The organism is Ahrensia sp. R2A130 (genome assembly GCF_000179775.1).
Lineage (GTDB): Bacteria > Pseudomonadota > Alphaproteobacteria > Rhizobiales > Rhizobiaceae > Pseudahrensia.
Genome location: NZ_AEEB01000017.1, coordinates 477,983 through 495,210 on the forward strand (window position 1 = coordinate 477,983; position 17,228 = coordinate 495,210).

The 17,228-nt window shown below is 55.2% G+C and carries 11 protein-coding genes; 8 read left to right on the forward strand and 3 right to left on the reverse strand.

The window, feature by feature from the left end; translation table 11 throughout:
- Window position 1: 1 nt before the first annotated feature.
- The 7 genes from ccmE (at window position 2) to R2A130_RS11565 (ending at window position 9,574) form a co-directional block, all read left to right on the forward strand.
- A complete protein-coding gene (gene ccmE / locus R2A130_RS11535) occupies window positions 2-442 on the forward strand; it encodes a cytochrome c maturation protein CcmE (protein WP_040305854.1) in 441 nt (146 codons plus the stop codon).
- Window positions 439-2,415 carry a heme lyase CcmF/NrfE family subunit gene (locus R2A130_RS11540; protein ID WP_009758235.1) on the forward strand — a complete coding sequence of 659 codons (1,977 nt, stop codon included), beginning with the start codon at window positions 439-441 and terminating at the stop codon, window positions 2,413-2,415. Before ccmE ends, R2A130_RS11540 begins: the two co-directional genes overlap by 4 nt.
- A complete protein-coding gene (locus R2A130_RS11545) occupies window positions 2,412-2,855 on the forward strand; it encodes a cytochrome c-type biogenesis protein (protein WP_009758236.1) in 444 nt (147 codons plus the stop codon). Before R2A130_RS11540 ends, R2A130_RS11545 begins: the two co-directional genes overlap by 4 nt.
- 139 nt (window positions 2,856-2,994) lie before the next feature.
- Entirely contained in the window at window positions 2,995-4,476 is a 1,482-nt protein-coding gene (locus tag R2A130_RS11550; protein WP_009758237.1) for a Do family serine endopeptidase, read from the forward strand.
- 144 nt (window positions 4,477-4,620) lie between these two features.
- Entirely contained in the window at window positions 4,621-5,301 is a 681-nt protein-coding gene (locus R2A130_RS11555; protein ID WP_040305856.1) for a response regulator transcription factor, read from the forward strand.
- A 27-nt stretch (window positions 5,302-5,328) separates the two neighbouring features.
- A complete protein-coding gene (locus tag R2A130_RS11560; RefSeq protein ID WP_009758239.1) occupies window positions 5,329-6,684 on the forward strand; it encodes a HAMP domain-containing sensor histidine kinase in 1,356 nt (451 codons plus the stop codon).
- A gap of 19 nt (window positions 6,685-6,703) precedes the next feature.
- The gene (locus tag R2A130_RS11565; RefSeq protein ID WP_009758240.1) at window positions 6,704-9,574 is read left to right on the forward strand and encodes a bifunctional [glutamine synthetase] adenylyltransferase/[glutamine synthetase]-adenylyl-L-tyrosine phosphorylase; all 2,871 of its coding nucleotides are present in this window, start codon (window positions 6,704-6,706) and stop codon (window positions 9,572-9,574) included.
- Between the two features lie 16 nt (window positions 9,575-9,590).
- Here the strand turns inward: R2A130_RS11565 and R2A130_RS11570 are convergent, their stop codons facing one another.
- The 3 genes from R2A130_RS11570 to R2A130_RS11580 all read right to left on the reverse strand — a co-directional run bounded on the left by R2A130_RS11570 (window position 9,591) and on the right by R2A130_RS11580 (window position 15,435).
- Window positions 9,591-12,035: a PAS domain-containing sensor histidine kinase gene (locus R2A130_RS11570; protein ID WP_009758241.1), complete on the reverse strand. Its 2,445-nt coding sequence runs from the start codon at window positions 12,033-12,035 to the stop codon at window positions 9,591-9,593.
- A gap of 167 nt (window positions 12,036-12,202) precedes the next feature.
- Window positions 12,203-14,839: an aminopeptidase N gene (pepN, locus tag R2A130_RS11575; RefSeq protein WP_009758242.1), complete on the reverse strand. Its 2,637-nt coding sequence runs from the start codon at window positions 14,837-14,839 to the stop codon at window positions 12,203-12,205.
- 83 nt (window positions 14,840-14,922) lie between these two features.
- Window positions 14,923-15,435: a TadE/TadG family type IV pilus assembly protein gene (locus R2A130_RS11580; RefSeq protein WP_009758243.1), complete on the reverse strand. Its 513-nt coding sequence runs from the start codon at window positions 15,433-15,435 to the stop codon at window positions 14,923-14,925.
- A 136-nt stretch (window positions 15,436-15,571) separates the two neighbouring features.
- Between R2A130_RS11580 and pgi the strand changes: the two genes are divergently transcribed.
- Window positions 15,572-17,209, forward strand: coding sequence for a glucose-6-phosphate isomerase (pgi, locus tag R2A130_RS11585; protein ID WP_009758244.1), 1,638 nt, complete (start codon window positions 15,572-15,574; stop codon window positions 17,207-17,209).
- Window positions 17,210-17,228 lie beyond the last annotated feature (19 nt).

Genomic DNA, 17,228 nt, shown 5'->3' on the forward strand with positions numbered 1-17,228 from the left:
CATGACAAGGCGGACGAACAGGCTGATATGGATCGGCGTAATTGGTATCGTTTTGGCAGGAGCCGTTGGTCTGTCGATGTTCGCGTTGCGAGAGGGCATTTCCTTCGCACTTTCGCCGAGCGAGTTGAAAGCGGCATCTGTTGGGCCGAAACAGAAGGTTCGACTATTCGGTTTGGTTGAAGAAGGGTCCGTAAATCGTGGCAACGGGTTGGATGTCAGCTTCGTGCTCACCGACACCGATGAAACCATCAAGGTCAGTTACACCAACATTCTGCCCGACCTGTTTCGCGAGGGGCAAGGCATTATCACGGAGGGCGTTCTTGGTGCCGATGGCACGTTTATGGCTGACACGGTTCTGGCCAAACATGATGAGAATTATATGCCCGAAGGTATGGCCGAGAAACTGAAAGAAAAAGGCGTCTGGAAGGAAGCTGCAAAGTGATTGTAGAACTTGGTCATGTCGCGCTTTTGATCGCCTTCGCTCTGGCGGTGATTCAGTCAGTGGTGCCTGTTTGGGGCGCTTATATCGGCGACCGGAAGATGATGGCTTCTGCCGATTCCAGCGCAATGGGCATTTTCGTTTTCACCGGGTTGTCTTTTTGCGCGCTGATGTGGGCCTACCTCCAGTCTGATTTCTCGGTCGTCAACGTCTGGCAGAATTCCCACAGCGATATGCCGACATTGTTCAAGGTAACTGGCACTTGGGGCAACCATGAAGGTTCGATGCTTTTGTGGGTGCTGATTCTCGCTCTATTTGCAGCAGCCGTTAGCGTATTGGGCGGTAATTTGCCGGAGAAGCTGCGGGCTAACGTTCAGGGCGTTCAAGCGTGGATGCTAGCGACATTTCTTGCGTTCATCATTTGGACGTCCAACCCGTTTGAACGCCAGCCGACAGCAATCGAAGGGCAGGATCTAAACCCGATCCTTCAGGACATCGGTCTCGCGATCCATCCGCCCATGCTTTACCTCGGATATGTCGGTTTCTCGATCACATTCGCCTTCGCAATCGCTGCACTGCTTGAAGGCCGGATTGATGCGGCTTGGGCACGTTGGGTGCGCCCTTGGGCTTTGATCGCTTGGGTATTCCTTACCGCTGGTATCGCGATGGGTTCTTACTGGGCTTATTACGAACTCGGCTGGGGTGGCTGGTGGTTCTGGGATCCGGTCGAAAACGCGTCCTTTTTGCCTTGGCTTTCCGGGACAGCGTTACTCCATTCAGCGCTGGTTATGGAAAAGCGCGATGCGCTGAAAATCTGGACGGTCTTGCTCGCTATTCTGACGTTCTCCCTGAGTCTACTTGGTACATTTTTGGTCCGCTCGGGCGTTCTCACGTCAGTGCATACATTCGCGTCTGACCCTTCGCGCGGCCTCGTCATTTTGGCAATTCTCGCCGTCTTTGTTGGTGGTTCTTTGGCACTGTTTGCTGTGCGCGCTAACAAGCTTGAAGCGGGTGGTCTGTTCGCTCCGGTTTCGCGTGAAGGCGCGCTCGTCCTCAACAATATATTGTTGTCGACTGCGGCGGCCACGGTTCTGCTCGGCACGCTCTACCCTGTTGTATATGAGGCGATTACCGGAGCAAAAATCTCGGTCGGCGCTCCATTTTTCAACCTGACTTTCATTCCGTTGATGATTCCGCTCATTTTGGCTCTGCCATTCGGACCGCTGCTGGCTTGGAAAAAGGGAGATATTCTCGGCGCGGCTCAGCGTTTGGTTTTCGCTGCGGTTGTCGGCATTTTGGCGATGGTGCTCGTGCTGGGCTTCACGCGGGGGGGCTCAATCCTTGCGCCTGTGATGATCGCGATTGCCGTCTGGCTTATGGTCGGTTCGTTTGCTGAACTTGCCCAGCGCGCTTCTTTCCGCACTGCTGGATGGAGCACAGGATTACGCCGTCTCGCCGGTACGCCGAGATCGGTTTATGCCACTGCATTCGCCCATTTCGGTGTCGGCGTTACGATGCTGGGTATTGTTGTAGTGACAGCTTACGAGACCGAGACCGTAACTGCGCTCAAACCGGGAGAAACGGTCGAAGCAGGTGGCTATACATTGCGCCATGACGGTTATGTCGACGAGCAAGGCTCGAACTTCCAGTCCCAAGGCGCCCGTCTAACGGTGTTCCTCGATGGAGAAGTTGTTGCTGAAGCTTTCCCGACGAAACGCTTCTATCCAGCGCGTCAGATGCCAACCAGTGAAGCATCAATCCACACTTTCGGCTTCTCACAGCTCTATTTCGCATTGGGAGACTTACAACCGGGTGGCGCAGTGACGTTGCGCATATGGTGGAAGCCCTACGTGACACTCATCTGGTATGGCGCAGTGATCATGTCGTTTGGCGGTCTTTTGTCTCTCACAGGGCGACGCAAACGTTTGGCGAAGAAGGCGGCCAAGCCATCGCCAAACGCGGTCCCTGCAACATGAAGATCGCCATCGCATTTCTGATGGTTTCTATGAGTTGGATGAGTGCTTTCGCCCAACCTGCGCTCGATACGGCGCAACACGAAAGGGCTAAAGCGCTCTACAGTGAGCTGCGCTGCGTCGTCTGTCAGAACCAGTCGATTGGTGAGTCCGATGCTGATGTGGCAAAGGACCTTCGACAGATCGTGTCGGAGCAGATTGCAGCCGGACAAACCAACTCTCAGGTCAAACAATACCTTGTCGACCGCTACGGAGAATTCATCCTCCTAAAGCCGGTTCTGGCATGGCACACGCTCATTCTTTGGCTTGCACCTGCTCTGCTTCTGGTGGTTGGCATTGGGTTTGCGTGGAGCAGACGAGGTAAGGCAGAGCCTGAGGCCGTTGCGTCTCTTACGCCAGACGAAGAGCGGCGCATCGCTGAACTCATTGATAAAAAAAGCTAAACCGCTGAGAGCGGCAACACTCTATCATTACCAAGCTTTAATTCTATCGCCCCCTGCATTTCACAATTGCAGTCCCATCTAAGTGGCGAGGGTCGGACACTACGTGGCCGCACCATTTTGGAATTCAGGAGCTAGAAGCATGAACCCCATCCGTAAAACTTTTCTCGGCGGCGTTGCCGCAGTCGCTCTAACTGGCGCATTTGTTGCCGGTGGCAATGTCAGCCTTATCCAGCCAGTTTTCGCTGAAGCCGTCAAAGTCGAGGCACCGCAAGCCCCTAGCTTTGCTGATGTAGTGGAAGCTGTCTCGCCAGCAGTTGTGAGTGTCCGCGTGAAGGCGTCGGTTAAGCCTGCGTCCAACGACGGCAATCAGCGTGGCTTCCGCGAAGGCTTCGGCAATCTACCCGAAGGTCATCCACTCCGCCGCTTTTTTGAAGATCAGCAGCGCGCCAACCCGCGTCGTGATCGCCGTTCCCCCCGCAACTTTGGTACATCACAAGGTTCAGGCTTCTTCGTGTCCGACGATGGTTACGTGGTGACCAACAACCATGTTGTCGCCAATGGCGATGAATTCACCATCGTTATGAACGACGGAGTTGAACTCGACGCCAAAATGATCGGTACCGACCCGAAGACAGACCTTGCCGTGTTGAAGGTCGAACGGGCCGAGAAATTCACCTACGTTGATTTTGCGCAAGGCAAGAGCCGTGTCGGTGAATGGGTGGTCGCGGTCGGCAATCCGTTTGGCCTTGGCGGCACAGTAACCGCAGGTATCGTGTCGGCTGCAGGCCGAGATATTGGCTCCGGACCTTACGATGATTTTCTTCAGATCGATGCAGCCGTAAACAAAGGCAACTCCGGTGGCCCTGCCTTTAACCTGCGTGGTGAGGTCATTGGTGTGAACACTGCGATCTTCTCACCATCAGGCGGCAATGTCGGCATTGCCTTTGCTATTTCTGCAAAAACTTCCAAGGAAGTCGTTGGCGACCTCATCCGTGAAGGCAGCGTGACGCGCGGCTGGCTGGGTGTCGCTATTCAACCTGTTTCCGAAGACATAGCTGACTCGCTTGGCCTAGATAGCGCAACTGGCGCCATCGTCTCCGAGGCGAGTCCAGGCAGCCCAGCCGATAAGGCTGGTATGCTCTCGCGCGATGTTATCGTCGCCGTGGATGGCAAGAACGTCAAAGATGCAAAGGCATTGTCCCGCATGATTGCGGCATATGAGCCGGACGAGATCGTGAAAATCGAGGTTGTCCGCAATGGCGAGAAACGCGTTATCGACGTCACTCTCGGTACGTTGGATCAACCAAAGGAAGCTGCTGCAGGTTCCAATTCGCAGCCAGATGAAAAAAGCGCTATCGAGCTTTCTGACTTTGGTATGTCGATCATTCCTGACGAAGATGGAGTTCGAGTTTCCTCGGTCGAACAGAATGGCGCAGCAGCAGAAAAAGGCCTGCGCGTCGGCGATCTCATCGTGTCGGTCAACGGTAAGGAAACCAGGTCGGTCACTGATGTCGGTCAAGCGGTTGCGCAGGCGATGGAGGATGACCGCAAGGCAGTGCTTTTCCAGCTTCGCAACAACGAACGAAACCGTTTTATCGCCTTGCCCGTTAATCAGGGGTAGTCGACCTGCATGAATCGGGGCGCGCGTGAGGTCTCCTCGATCCTCAACCCCAAGAACGCGCAGTCCCGGAAGCGACGGCAGCGAAAGCTCCGTCGCTTCACTCTCTTCAGCTTTCGCGTTTGCGATAGGAAAAGGAACTTGTCGTTGAAGATACTTCTGGCGGAAGACGATACCATCGTCGCGCACCAATTGACTTTAACGCTTGAGACGGCGGGCCACGAGGTGACGCATGTTGGTGACGGAGAACAAGGTGAAGCGCGTGCTTCTGCCGCTGAATTCGACGTGCTGATCGTTGATCGCATGATGCCCAAACGCGATGGATTGACTATGGTGTCCAATCTGCGTTCCCAAGGCGTGAACACACCCGTCCTAATTCTCTCCGCTCTGGGTCAGGTGGATGATCGCGTGGCTGGCCTTCGCGCCGGCGGTGATGATTATCTCACAAAACCCTATGCCCAGACGGAGCTTCTCGCGCGCGTTGAAGCTTTGGCCCGTCGTTCCACAGTGCAGGCAACAGAAACGTCCAGCTCCGTTGGAGACCTTTCGCTTGATCGTTTGTCGCGCAAAGCAGAGCGTTCAGGTGAAGAAATTATCCTGCAACCTCGCGAATATCGATTGCTTGATTATCTCATGCGGCACAGTGGCCAATTGGTAACCCGCACCATGCTTTTGGAAAACGTTTGGGAGTTGAACTTCGACCCTCAGACGAACGTAATCGACGTGCATGTTTCCAGACTTCGGAGCAAAATCGATAAGGGTTTCGACAAGCCCCTTCTTCACACGGTGCGCGGCAAGGGGTACCGGCTGGAAGCCTTGCCCGATTGATGGGCAGCTATTCGCTGGGTTTTCTCAATGTTCAAATCCACAGCTGCAAGACTAACGGTGGTCTATACGGTAATCTTTGGCCTGCTTGCTGCTGGTATTGTGGCCTACATTTCAACCAACACATCGCAGCTGCTGCTCGGCCAATTTCGCACGGCCATTGAGGAAGAGGTATCAAACCTCGACCGTATGAGCCGTCGCGGTGGCCTCGCCCAACTCATTAGGTTAATCGAAAATCGAGCACGGCAGCCCGGTGCCAATCTTTATCTCGTCGCTGATCGCTCCGGCAGGATTGTTGCTGGCAACGTTGCGCAAATTGATCGCGCATTACTCGCGCAAGATGGTTGGCGCACTGAACCTTTCCCTTACATTGCGTTGGGTAGTGACAGCACGGCCCGGCTTGCGGTCGCGCGTATTTTCACACTGCCACAAGGCCTGCGACTATTGGTTGGGCGTGACACGGCAGATGCCGAAAAATTCTCACATATTATCTTTCAGGCAGCCGTCATCGCACTCTCCATCATGGTGGTGACCGGCATCGGGCTGTGGTTCTTTATTGGGCGGCGTGGCTTGAAACATATCGAACGTGTTGCCCGCACCAGTCAGCGCATTTCAGCCGGTGATCTGTCGCAACGGCTTCCACTTTCGGGTTCTGGCGATGAGTTTGATCAACTTGCGGGCATTCTGAACGCTCTCATTTCGCGCATCGAGAAGTTGAATTCCGGCGTCACCGAAATGTCTGACGCTATCGCCCACGACCTGCGCACCCCACTCACTCGATTGCGCAGCCTGGCGGATGTCCGCGCCCATTCCGAAGATGCTGACGATCAAGCTGCATGGCTTGAGATTGTGGAGCAGTCGGACACGATGATCGCGACTTTTGACGCGCTTCTCATGATCTCGCAAGTCGAAGCTGGAGCGAAGCCTGCCGAGTTTACCACTGTCGATCTAAGCGCAGTCGCAGTCGATGTGTTTGAGCTCTACGAACCGTCTGCGGAAGATGTTGGGGTACAGCTGGAAATTGATACAAACGGTCCCGTCGAAGTGTTGGGCAACCGAGCTCTGCTCAATCAGGTGCTGGTAAATCTGCTCGATAACGCGATGAAATACGGTGCTGATGCCAGCAATCCGGTTGTTACAATCAGCATGCAACGGCAAGGGCAGGAAGCTGTGCTGTGCGTGCAGGACAATGGGGTAGGGGTCCCGTCAAAATACAAAGAGCGCGTATTCGACCGAATGGTGCGCCTTGATTCCAGCCGGACTGAAGCTGGATCGGGGCTTGGCCTATCTCTTGTTCGTGCAATTGCAGGTTTGCACGGTGGCAAAGTCGTTCTTGATGACGGCGAACCGGGGTTGATCGCACGGATTAGCTTGCCCCTGAGCTGACGATAGGCACAGTGGCTAAATGAAACAGCCCACGATCAAGCCGCATCAAAATGCATTTGATGCCGTCGCTCTCCAGACCCCTGTTCCAGCGTCCTGTCTGGCTAGCAAGGCGCTTAGCGTGGACACTATTCAACGCTTAGATGCGCTGGTCGTCGAACCGGACCTCCAGCAATTCCTGAAAGCATGTTGTTCTTGCTCACCTTATTTGAGTGTCCTGATGGAACGGCATCCGGATATAATTGCCTTGTGTCAGAGCGGATTTTCAACAGCGCTTGATGCAACGTTGGAACAGCTTTCCAGCAGCGCCTTTGACGATCTAACGGATGTCGCCAAAAGCCTACGGTTGGCCAAGCAGCGTGGTGCGTTGCTGATTGCCTTGGCAGACCTTGGCGGCTGGTGGTCGGCTTTGCAGGTCGGCGAGGCGATGACGCGACTGGCGGATGCCTGTGTGACGCTCGCGGTGCGCACATGCCTTTATCAAGCTCATCTGTCCGGTCGTTTGGCCTTGCCCGATCCTGCCATGCCTGAGCTTGACTGCGGCCTGACGATCATTGCTATGGGAAAGCACGGTGCACGCGAACTGAATTATTCCAGCGACATTGACCTGATTGCATTCATTGATCCCCACGCGCCCGCGATCAGCGATCCTGATGAAGCCGTGTCAACTTTCACCCGCATCATCAAGGCGCTTGTGAAGTTGATGCAGGAGCGAACAGCCGATGGCTACGTCTTCCGTACAGATCTGCGCTTGAGGCCCGATCCCGGAGCGATGCCGTTGGCCGTGCCGGTGGAAACAGCAATGATCTATTACGAAGCACGCGGCCAGAATTGGGAACGCGCCGCAATGATCAAGGCGGCAGCGATTGCGGGCGATGCCAAACTTGGAGCTGAAGTCTTGGACCGGCTGCAGCCCTTTGTTTGGCGCCGTTACCTCGACTACGCTGCGATTGCCGACGTCCAGTCGATCATGCGCCAGATCCGGTCTCACCGGGACCTCACCGGCCACCTTGCCCCGGGACATAATGTAAAGCTTGGTCGAGGTGGTATTCGTGAAATCGAGTTCTTCGTCCAGACCCAGCAACTGATTGCTGGTGGCCGAAACGCCAAGCTTCGTGGCTTGAGAACTGTAGAAATGCTGCGTCAATTGCGTGACGACCAGTGGGTTATCAAACAAGCGGCCCACGAGCTTGAAGAAAGCTATCAGGTGCTGCGCGACATCGAGCACCGGCTACAGATCGTAAATGACGAACAAACCCATATCCTGCCGGTCGATGATGCCGCGAGAACCAACATAGCGGCGCTTTGCGGTTTCCAGAATCTCCCTGACTTTGATGATTTCGTAGAAAGCCATTTGCTGCGGGTGGAGCAACATTGTTCGTCATTGTTTTCCGAAACGTCAACGTTGGCAGGAGAGACCGGCACCCTGTCGTTTACAGGTGACGAAGCTGATCCAGCGACTATCGAAACCCTGTCAGGTTTGGGTTTCCAGAATGCGGGCCGCGCAACTGACACGATCCGCAACTGGCATTTCGGACGCATTCCCGCCACCGCGGATGCACGTGAACGAGCTGCCCTGACGGAGCTCGCGCCGCTTCTCCTTGAGACATTGGGCAATACGGATCAACCCGACCAGATGCTGTCCGACTTCGACGGTTTCCTGAGTAATCTTGGCTCCGGTTCGCAGTTCTTCTCGCTGTTGCGCGCTCAACCTAGATTGCTGGAATTGCTGGTTACCATTCTTTCCACTGCTCCTCGTATGGCGCAAATAGCGACGCGACGGCCTCATGTTTTTGATGGAATGTTGGAGCCCGGTTTCTTTGAAACCACGCCGGGTCCCGCACAATGGCGCGAAATGCTGTCGCGAATTCTGCAGGATCTGAAGGGGTATGAAGACGGCTTGGACCGAATGCGTGTTTTCGCTGCAGAACAGCGTTTCCTTTTGGCGGCGCGCGCACTCTCAGGTCATCTCGACCTTCAATCGATGGGGGCGGCGTTCTCCGACCTTGCGGACACGCTGCTTCTAACGATGACGGCTTGGGTGAAGCAGGAGTTTGTGCAGCAACACGGCGAGGTGCCGGGCAGTTCGTTCGGTTGGTTAGCCATGGGAAATCTGGGAAGTCGTGCGCTTACAGCTGCCTCCGATCTCGATCTGATTGCGCTTTACCGTTTTGATTCAGATAGGGATCATTCCGATGGACCTCGTCCGCTTCACGCTTCGCAATATTTCGGACGTTTCACCCAGCGCATTGTGGCAGCCATGTCGGCAGCTACGGGGCAGGGTGTGTTGTACGAGATCGATATGCGTTTGCGCCCGGACGGCTCATCAGGCCCGGTGGCGACAAGCCTGCAGGCTTTCGAGCGCTATCATGAGAATAATGCTTGGACCTGGGAAAAGCTTGCACTTAGCCGCGCCCGACCATTGTTGGAAGATGACGATGAGTTTCTGGGAGCGATCTCGCAAGCCGTTCAGACGGCTCTGGGCAGCAACAAAACCAGCGCTGAATTAAAGGCTGATGTACTTTCGATGCGTCTGGAGATGGACGCAGGTCGAGCTCCGAAAAGTGCTTGGGACGTAAAACGTGCCGCCGGCGGCTTGATCGATGTAGAGTTCATCGAGCAAGCTCAAGCCTTGCTTGCTGTGCGATCTGAGAAGCTGGATATCTCAGAGGCAGGCAAGGCGGACTTAGAGACAGCCGGCACAGTCTATCGCGACATCGTGCAGCTCTTGCGTCTATGCGTTGGCGATGAGTGGAACGTCAACGAACAGCCAATTGCCGTTCAGGTCCGTCTTCTTAAGCTGTTCGATTTGCCCGATTTGGGGTCAGCCAGAACGCATCTGAAACGCACCACAAAAAGCGTGCGCAAAATCTTTAAAGCCGCTTTGGCGTGAGCCAGACAACCTGTCTTTAAACGAGCTCTAGCTCTGGTTTTTCTTCGCTCAGTATCTCGTCCTCATCTGACGCTTTTTCTGCGTCCAGATGCGATGTGCAGTCCAACGGCAGCCTAACGAGTACGGTGGTTCCGATACCTTCAATCGAAGAAATATCTACCGACCCTCCGTGCAATTCTGCAAGCGATTTTGCGATTGCAAGACCGAGGCCACTTCCCACGTGGTCGCGCGTCAGTTCAGATGCTGCCTGTTCAAATGGAAGGCCGATGCGTTCCAGCGCATCTTGCGAAATACCGATTCCACTATCCAGAATTTCCATCTCGACATTGTCGTCCAGCCGGCGGGCAGAAACCTGAATGCTTCCGCCTTTAGGCGTGAACTTAACAGCGTTGGACAGCAAATTAATCAACACCTGTTTGACAGCACGTCGGTCGGCGATGATGTCGAGACCAGTTTCGATTTCGGTGGTGACTTGCAATTCTCCATCATCAGCCTGCGCCGCGATGATCCTAAGGGTTTCCTGCAATAGGTCACTAACGGCCAATTCTTCGGGGTAGATTTGCATTCGTCCGGCTTCGATTTTTGACATGTCCAGCACGTCGTTGATCACGCCCAGCAGGAAGCCACCTGAGCTTCGAATATCGTTGGCATATTCCGTATATTTCTCGTTGCCCAACGGCCCGAACATGCCTTCGCGCATAATGTCGGAAAACCCGATAATCGCGTTAAGTGGGGTGCGAAGTTCGTGAGACATGTTGGCGAGAAATTGCGACTTGGATTTGTTGGCTTCATCAGCCTGTTTGCGCTGTTCATCGGCAAGCAGGCGCTGATCGTCTGCTTCATTGGCAAACGCCACTAGGTTCTGTTGCATCTTGCGAAGTTCTACGATGGTCGCGAGATGCTCACGCTCGGAATCTTCCAGCTTCGACTGATTACGCTTGATTTGGGTAATGTCGGTACCAACGGAAACCGCACCGCCATCAAGGGTGGGGCGCTCTGAAATCTGGAACCAGCGTCCGTCGTCCAACTGCGCTTCAAATGTATTGCTGTGGTGTTTCTGATTGCGATCCGTGTTGACCTGCGAGCGCATGACAGGCGCCTTACGGATAGCTGCGACGTCTTGCTTGGTAACGCCATGGCGGATTGCGGAAGAGGGTAGGTTGAACAGTTGCTGATACTTGCCGTTGCAAAGCACCATACGCTCCTTAGCGTCCCAAAGAACGAACGCTTCAGAGATGTTATCGATCGCTTCACGCAGGCGAATGTCTGCATCGCGGCTTTGACGCTTCAATGCTTCCTGTTCACTTACATCGACTGCAATGCCGATGAGGTGTGGTACTGCACCACGGTAGTGAACAAGCTCAGCCCGCAGCCGCATGGAAACCCAACCACCAGATGCGTGGAGAATGCGAAAGCGATGGTCGATCTGTCGGCTTGATTCCTGAAAGGTCTCGTTGGCGATCTGCAGCAGGTTGCGATCGTCAGGATGCAGCAATTCGGCTAGCTCGCCGTAACCCATGGCGCGGCTGCGGCCAGCGCGGCCGAGCATTTGATGCATCGACGGTGACCATACGATACTGCCTCGCGACAAGTCCCAATCCCACAATCCGCAACGTCCGCGAGCAAGTGCGGTGTCGAACCGCGCGTTGGTTTCAAAATAAAGGCTTTCCGTTTCCCGGGTCCGTGCGCCTTGCACGAAATAGGCGTAAACGATGATGAGCAGCACCGAGCCGATGGCAAGAAACAGCGTGACGTTGACTTTGACTGCTGTCCGCCAGCTTTCAAATAACGATGCGCTTGGGTGAACAAGCGCGACATAACCCGCGATGGTTTTATCAGCGAGCTCCAGCGGCACGGATGATGCCAGCGCACTTTCAGTTCCGTCAAAGAGTATCGACCGAACGTCTTCCTCCAGCTCTGTGCCTGCCGATTCTACAAAATCGCGGCCTATTAGTCGGCCCAGAAGAACGCCTTCGACAACTGATCCACCGCCTCTTTGCGCAACGATTTTGCCCGTGCTGTCTGCGAGGTAGATGCTTATGTCAGGTAGGGCAGATCGTGCTGGAAGCGCGTCGCGCAACACTGCAAGCGCTGCATCGCTGTCTTGTAAGGTCGTGGAAAGTTCCGAGTTAGCGCTTAGTCGTGACTGGGCAAGTTGCGTGGTGAGAGCAATTTCGGATCGGGCCTGAATTTCGATGTTCGACAGTTCGATCATCAAAGTTTGTGTGCGAACCGCAGCAACGAGAAGCAATAGACCGCCAATCAACAGCGGTATCAAGCGACGCAGAACCCGTTCTGATGCAAAGAAGCGCATCCAGACAGGTAGGCGTGACGTTTCGTGTGATGGGTGAAGACTGAGCAACGGCGACTTCGCCGATGATGCATCGGCCAGTCGATGCATATGCTCTTGTAGAACGCGCAGAAATCCTGCGCGCCCGCCTGCCGCGTTCGCTTGCTTCATCTTGATCTGTCCTACACCTCACCCTGAACCGTAGAACGCGACCACGACACCTCACCAGTGTGTCAGAAACGATTCGCGCTCACTTTGAATCGAGCGATTCGCCTTGTCTACCGTTAAATTCAAACTTTGGCGTAACCTTATGACTTTGAAACGAATTGTATCACCGGTTATGCAAGCGCGCGGTCGGCGATCTCTTGGGTGTCGACAGATAGTCCTGTACTTCCAGCAACTTTGGAAAGTGCTTCGCGGGCGTGTTCTGCACGAACCGGTTCCAGCTTCCGCCAATCGTTCATCAGGCTTAGCAACCTTGCGGCAAGCTGCGGATTTCGACGGTCTAATTCGATGATGGTATCGGCGAAAAGCGCCACGCCCGAACCATCGGCGCGATGAAAGGCGGTCGGGTTGGATGCCGCAAATGGCGCCAGCAACGCGCGTGCCCTGTTGGGGTTGGACAGTGTATAGAGTGGATGGTTCAGCAACGTTTCGAATGTTTTCAAGCCTGCCTCGCCCGGCGAAGCTGCCTGCACGGAAAACCATTTATCGATGACCAATGGTTCATCAGTGAACTCGCTAAGAAAGTTCTCGATAGCTTTGGCACTTTCATCCGCCATGACCGGTGATCGCAGCATCGTGGACAGCGTCGAAAGGCGAACGGTCATGTTCAGGCTTGCACGATGCGTTTCTACAACTGCGGTCGTGGCCCCCTTTACCTCACTTGCAACAAGCAGCTGCCATAGTGCCGTTGAAAGAGACCGCTCAGCAGCGGCTTGCAGCGGATCTGAAGACTTTTGGCTCTCATCAAGCTGCAACGCTAACGCGAACCCCGTTTCTCCTAGTGTGCCTCCCACACGTTTCGCCAATTCGGAACGAGCAGCGTAGATCGCGTCAGGATCAATGTTTGCTTCCAACTCCCGTGCAATGTCACCTTCGGAAGGCAGGGTGATCGCAGCTGCCCTAAACGCAGCCTCAAGCGAATTGTCGAGTGCTGTTGCTGCGAGCGTTTCAATCAAACGGCTATCGAAATCGAATTTCGGGTTTCCCGCCACTGCAGCCAACTGCTTGAGCGCGAAACCGGAAAGCGCCTCCCAGCGGTTATATTGGTCGCTGTCATGTGCAGCGCGAACCAGCCGGTCCTCATCGCTTTCGTCGAAGTCCAACCGCACAGGAGCTGAAAACCCCTGCAAAAGTGAAAGCACGGGCCGTTCGTTGAGGCCGATAAATGTGACGATCTGTTCAGCCTCGTCCAGCACGATTAGACCGCCTGTAACAGCCTCGCTCTCGTGGCTGGCAGATATCGGCTCGCCTGCGCCCGACATCAATCCGAAGCGCATCGGAATAACGAAGGGCTGCTTGGTGTCCTGCCCGGGTGTTGGTGCGGTTTCCTGGCTTAGACGCAGTGTGTAGCTTTTCGCGTCGGCATCGTACTCACCACGTGCTGTCACCCGTGGCGTACCGGCCTGCGCGTACCAGCGTTTGAATTGGGTCAGATCAATGCCTGCGCTGTCTTCGAAAGCTGCAAGCCAGTCTTCCACCACTGCCGCTTCGCCGTCATGACGTTCGAAATACAGATCGGTCGCCTTGCGGTAGGCTTCCGGCCCGACCAGAGCAGCCAGCATGCGAACCACTTCTGCGCCCTTTTGATAGACGGTCGCCGTATAGAAGTTGTTGATCTCCTTATAAGCGGCAGGGCGAACCGAATGGGCCAGCGGGCCTGAATCTTCGGAAAATTGTCCGGCCATCAAAGTACGAACCTGTTGGATACGCTGCACGGCGCGCGACCGTTCGTCTGCTGAAAATTCCTGATCGCGATAGACCGTCAGTCCCTCTTTCAAGCACAGCTGAAACCAGTCGCGGCAGGTGATGCGATTGCCGGTCCAGTTGTGAAAATATTCGTGGGCGATGATCGCTTCGATATTTGCAAAGTCCGCGTCGGTAGCGGTGCGTTCATCAGCCAACACGTATTTATCGTTGAAGACGTTGAGCCCCTTGTTCTCCATTGCGCCCATATTGAAATCGGAAACGGCGACGATGTTGAACACATCAAGATCGTATTCGCGGCCATATTTCTCTTCATCCCAACGCATGGAACGGATCAGCGAATCCATCGCCCACGCGGCCATCGGTGCTTTGCCGGTTTCGACGAAGATATTCAGATCGACTGCCATGCCGGAGGCGGTGGTGAAGCTGTCATTCAACACATCCAGATCACCGCCGACGGCTGCAAACAGGTAGCTTGGTTTGGGGTGCGGGTCGTGCCAGTGGGCGAAGTGACGGCCGTCTTTCGAAGCGCCAGTTTCGCCCGGATTGCCGTTGGATAGCAAGATCGGGCACTGCGCTTTGTAGCCTTCCAATCGCACGTCATAGGTTGCCAGCACATCGGGGCGGTCTGGAAAGAACGTGATGCGCCGGAAGCCTTGCGCCTCACACTGCGTGCAATACACGCCGTTGGTCAGGTAAAGCCCCATCAGCTTGGTGTTGGCTTCAGGCGCGAGCGAAGTTTCGATTTCGACCTGAAACTCGTTGGTGGCTGGCAGGTTGGAAACTGAAATTCCGGTGTCATCAAGCGTGTAGTCTGACGCGCTTAGCTTTTCGCCGTCGACCGAAATCGACACCAGTTTCAGCTCGTCGCCATCCAGCCATAACGGTTCTGACACTGCGATATCCGCCATGCGCTCCACCGACAATTTAGCGATGACGTGCGTTTTTTCGGCATGCAGGTCGATATCCAGATTGACGTGGCGAACTGTGTAAGCGGGCGGGGTGTAGTCTTCCAGCCGGATGACGGGGGCAGTGTTGGTCCGCATGATGATGTTCCAAAGCGAGCGCGTATGCAGCCTTCATGCCAAGGAATTCGCCTTAAGTCATCGGGCAACATGGAACGTGCGGTCTACCAGTTCTGGGCGATGGAGGCCGTCGCCAGTCTTGGCGGTGTGGCGTCATCCAAACGGTCCACGACATAAGACGTGACCGTGATCTTGTCGCTTACGAAGGACTTCAGTCCCGTCATCGAGCCATCGACCTTGATGGTACTGCGATGGCTTAGCGCGAGCCTGCGCCCTTTGCCGGTTACCCGGCCGCCCAAGGCAGAGCTTGCGCCTTTCAAGCCTTTGGCGTTGTCACCGGTTTGCTTCATCACCAAACGTGCCTGTTGCCGCATTGCACGTGGCCCTTCGCGCAGAGCAGCCATTGCCGACAGTGCAGCTCTGTCAGAGGCTTCCTGAAGCTGTGATTTCAATTGGCTGTATTGCGAAATTTCCAACGCACCAGCGACACCAATGGCCATTGGGAGCGCTGCCGCAGCAAAAATAATCATGACGTTGCCGCGCTCGTTATTGGCAAAGCGGCGCAGAAATTGCCGCCATGGTTTTTGGCGCGTTATCGACTTTTTTGTTGCAATCATCTTGTTGTCTACCCTGCACGGACTTGCCACCCGCAATGCGAATGTGGCTCAACCCCACAAACACTTCACACTCCTTTGTCGCCTTTTCGCGTTGCAAAGGGGTGCAGCAGTTATTCGCAATTTGAGGCAAGTTATTATGATCGACCCCGCCACCCGCGCTTTGGAAACGGTCCGTGAGCTTTGGCAAAACAAGCGCGACACCAAGATTGCTGAACTGTTTGATGCCGACTCGGGGCGCTTTGGTGGCTTCTCGACCAGCTGTGGCGATGTTCTCTATGACATGTCGAAAACACGGCTGGACGATGCTTTGCGGGACGCGCTTCTGAAGGTGGCTGACGCGGCAGATGTTGCGGGTTGGCGTAACCGTATGTTTGCGGGCGAAGCGATCAACAGCACCGAAGGCAGGGCCGTTCAGCACATGGCGTTGCGAGCGCCGGACGATGCTGAGGTGATAATCGACGGACAAGACGTAATGCCGGACGTTCGGGCCGTACGCGATGCGATGGCAACATTCGCAACGGGTATCCGCAACGGCTCGATTGCGGGGAAGGGCGGTGCGTTCACCGATGTCGTGAACATCGGCATCGGCGGGTCGGATCTCGGTCCTTATATGGTCACCGAAGCGCTAAAGCCTTGGCACGACGGTCCGCGCACGCATTTCGTTTCCAATGTCGATAGCGCAGATATTCGTGAAGTGCTGGCGAAACTCGATCCATCAACGACACTGTTCATCGTAGCGTCCAAAACCTTCACCACGCAGGAAACCATGACCAACGCCACGACCGCCCGTGAGTGGTTCGTGCAGCGCTGTGGCGAAGAAGCGGTGGGCGCACATTTCGCGGCACTTTCTACCGCTTTGGACAAGACCGCTGATTTCGGTATCGCGGAAGACCGCACGTTCGGATTTTGGGAATGGGTTGGTGGTCGCTATTCGGTGTGGTCCGCCATAGGCCTATCCGTCATGCTGGCTGTGGGGTCGGATCGCTTTCGAGAATTTCTCGCTGGCGCCCACGCCGTCGACAAACACTTTCAGCAAGCCGATGGCGCTGGTAATGTGCCGTTGATGATGGCCTTGGTCGGCATCTTCCACCGCAATATCTGCGGCTACGACACCCACGCCGTTTTGCCTTACGACCAATATCTCCACCGCTTCCCGGCCTATCTACAGCAGCTCGACATGGAGTCGAATGGCAAGAGCGTCGGTCGTGATGGCGGGGCGGTGGCCACCGATACCGGTCCGATCGTCTGGGGCGAACCGGGCACGAATGGGCAGCACGCATTCTACCAGCTCATCCACCAAGGTACCTCCGTCGTGCCCTGCGATTTCCTTATTGCGGCGAATGCGGTGAACCCGATCGGCGATCACCATGAGAAGCTTGCTGCTAACGTTTTCGCCCAAGGCGAAGCGTTGGCCAAGGGTAAGGATGAGGCGTCGGTTCGGGCAGAACTGGAAGCCAAAGGCATGGCTGCCGATGAGATCGACGCGCTCGCGCCTCACAAGGTTTTTCCCGGCAACCGCCCCAGCTGTACCGTCCTATATCCGCAACTAACGCCATTTGTTTTGGGCCAGTTGATCGCGCTCTACGAACACAAGGTTTTTGTTCAGGGCATCATCTGGAACATCAATTCTTTCGACCAGTGGGGTGTAGAACTGGGCAAGGAATTGGCGGGCGGTTTGCTGCCGCTGGTGAAGAGCGCGGCAGAAGCGAAGGCCGACGAAAACGCTTCTACCGCAGGTCTGCTGAGTGCATTTCACGCGATGAGAAACGCCTGAGCGGATTCCCGCACGACCC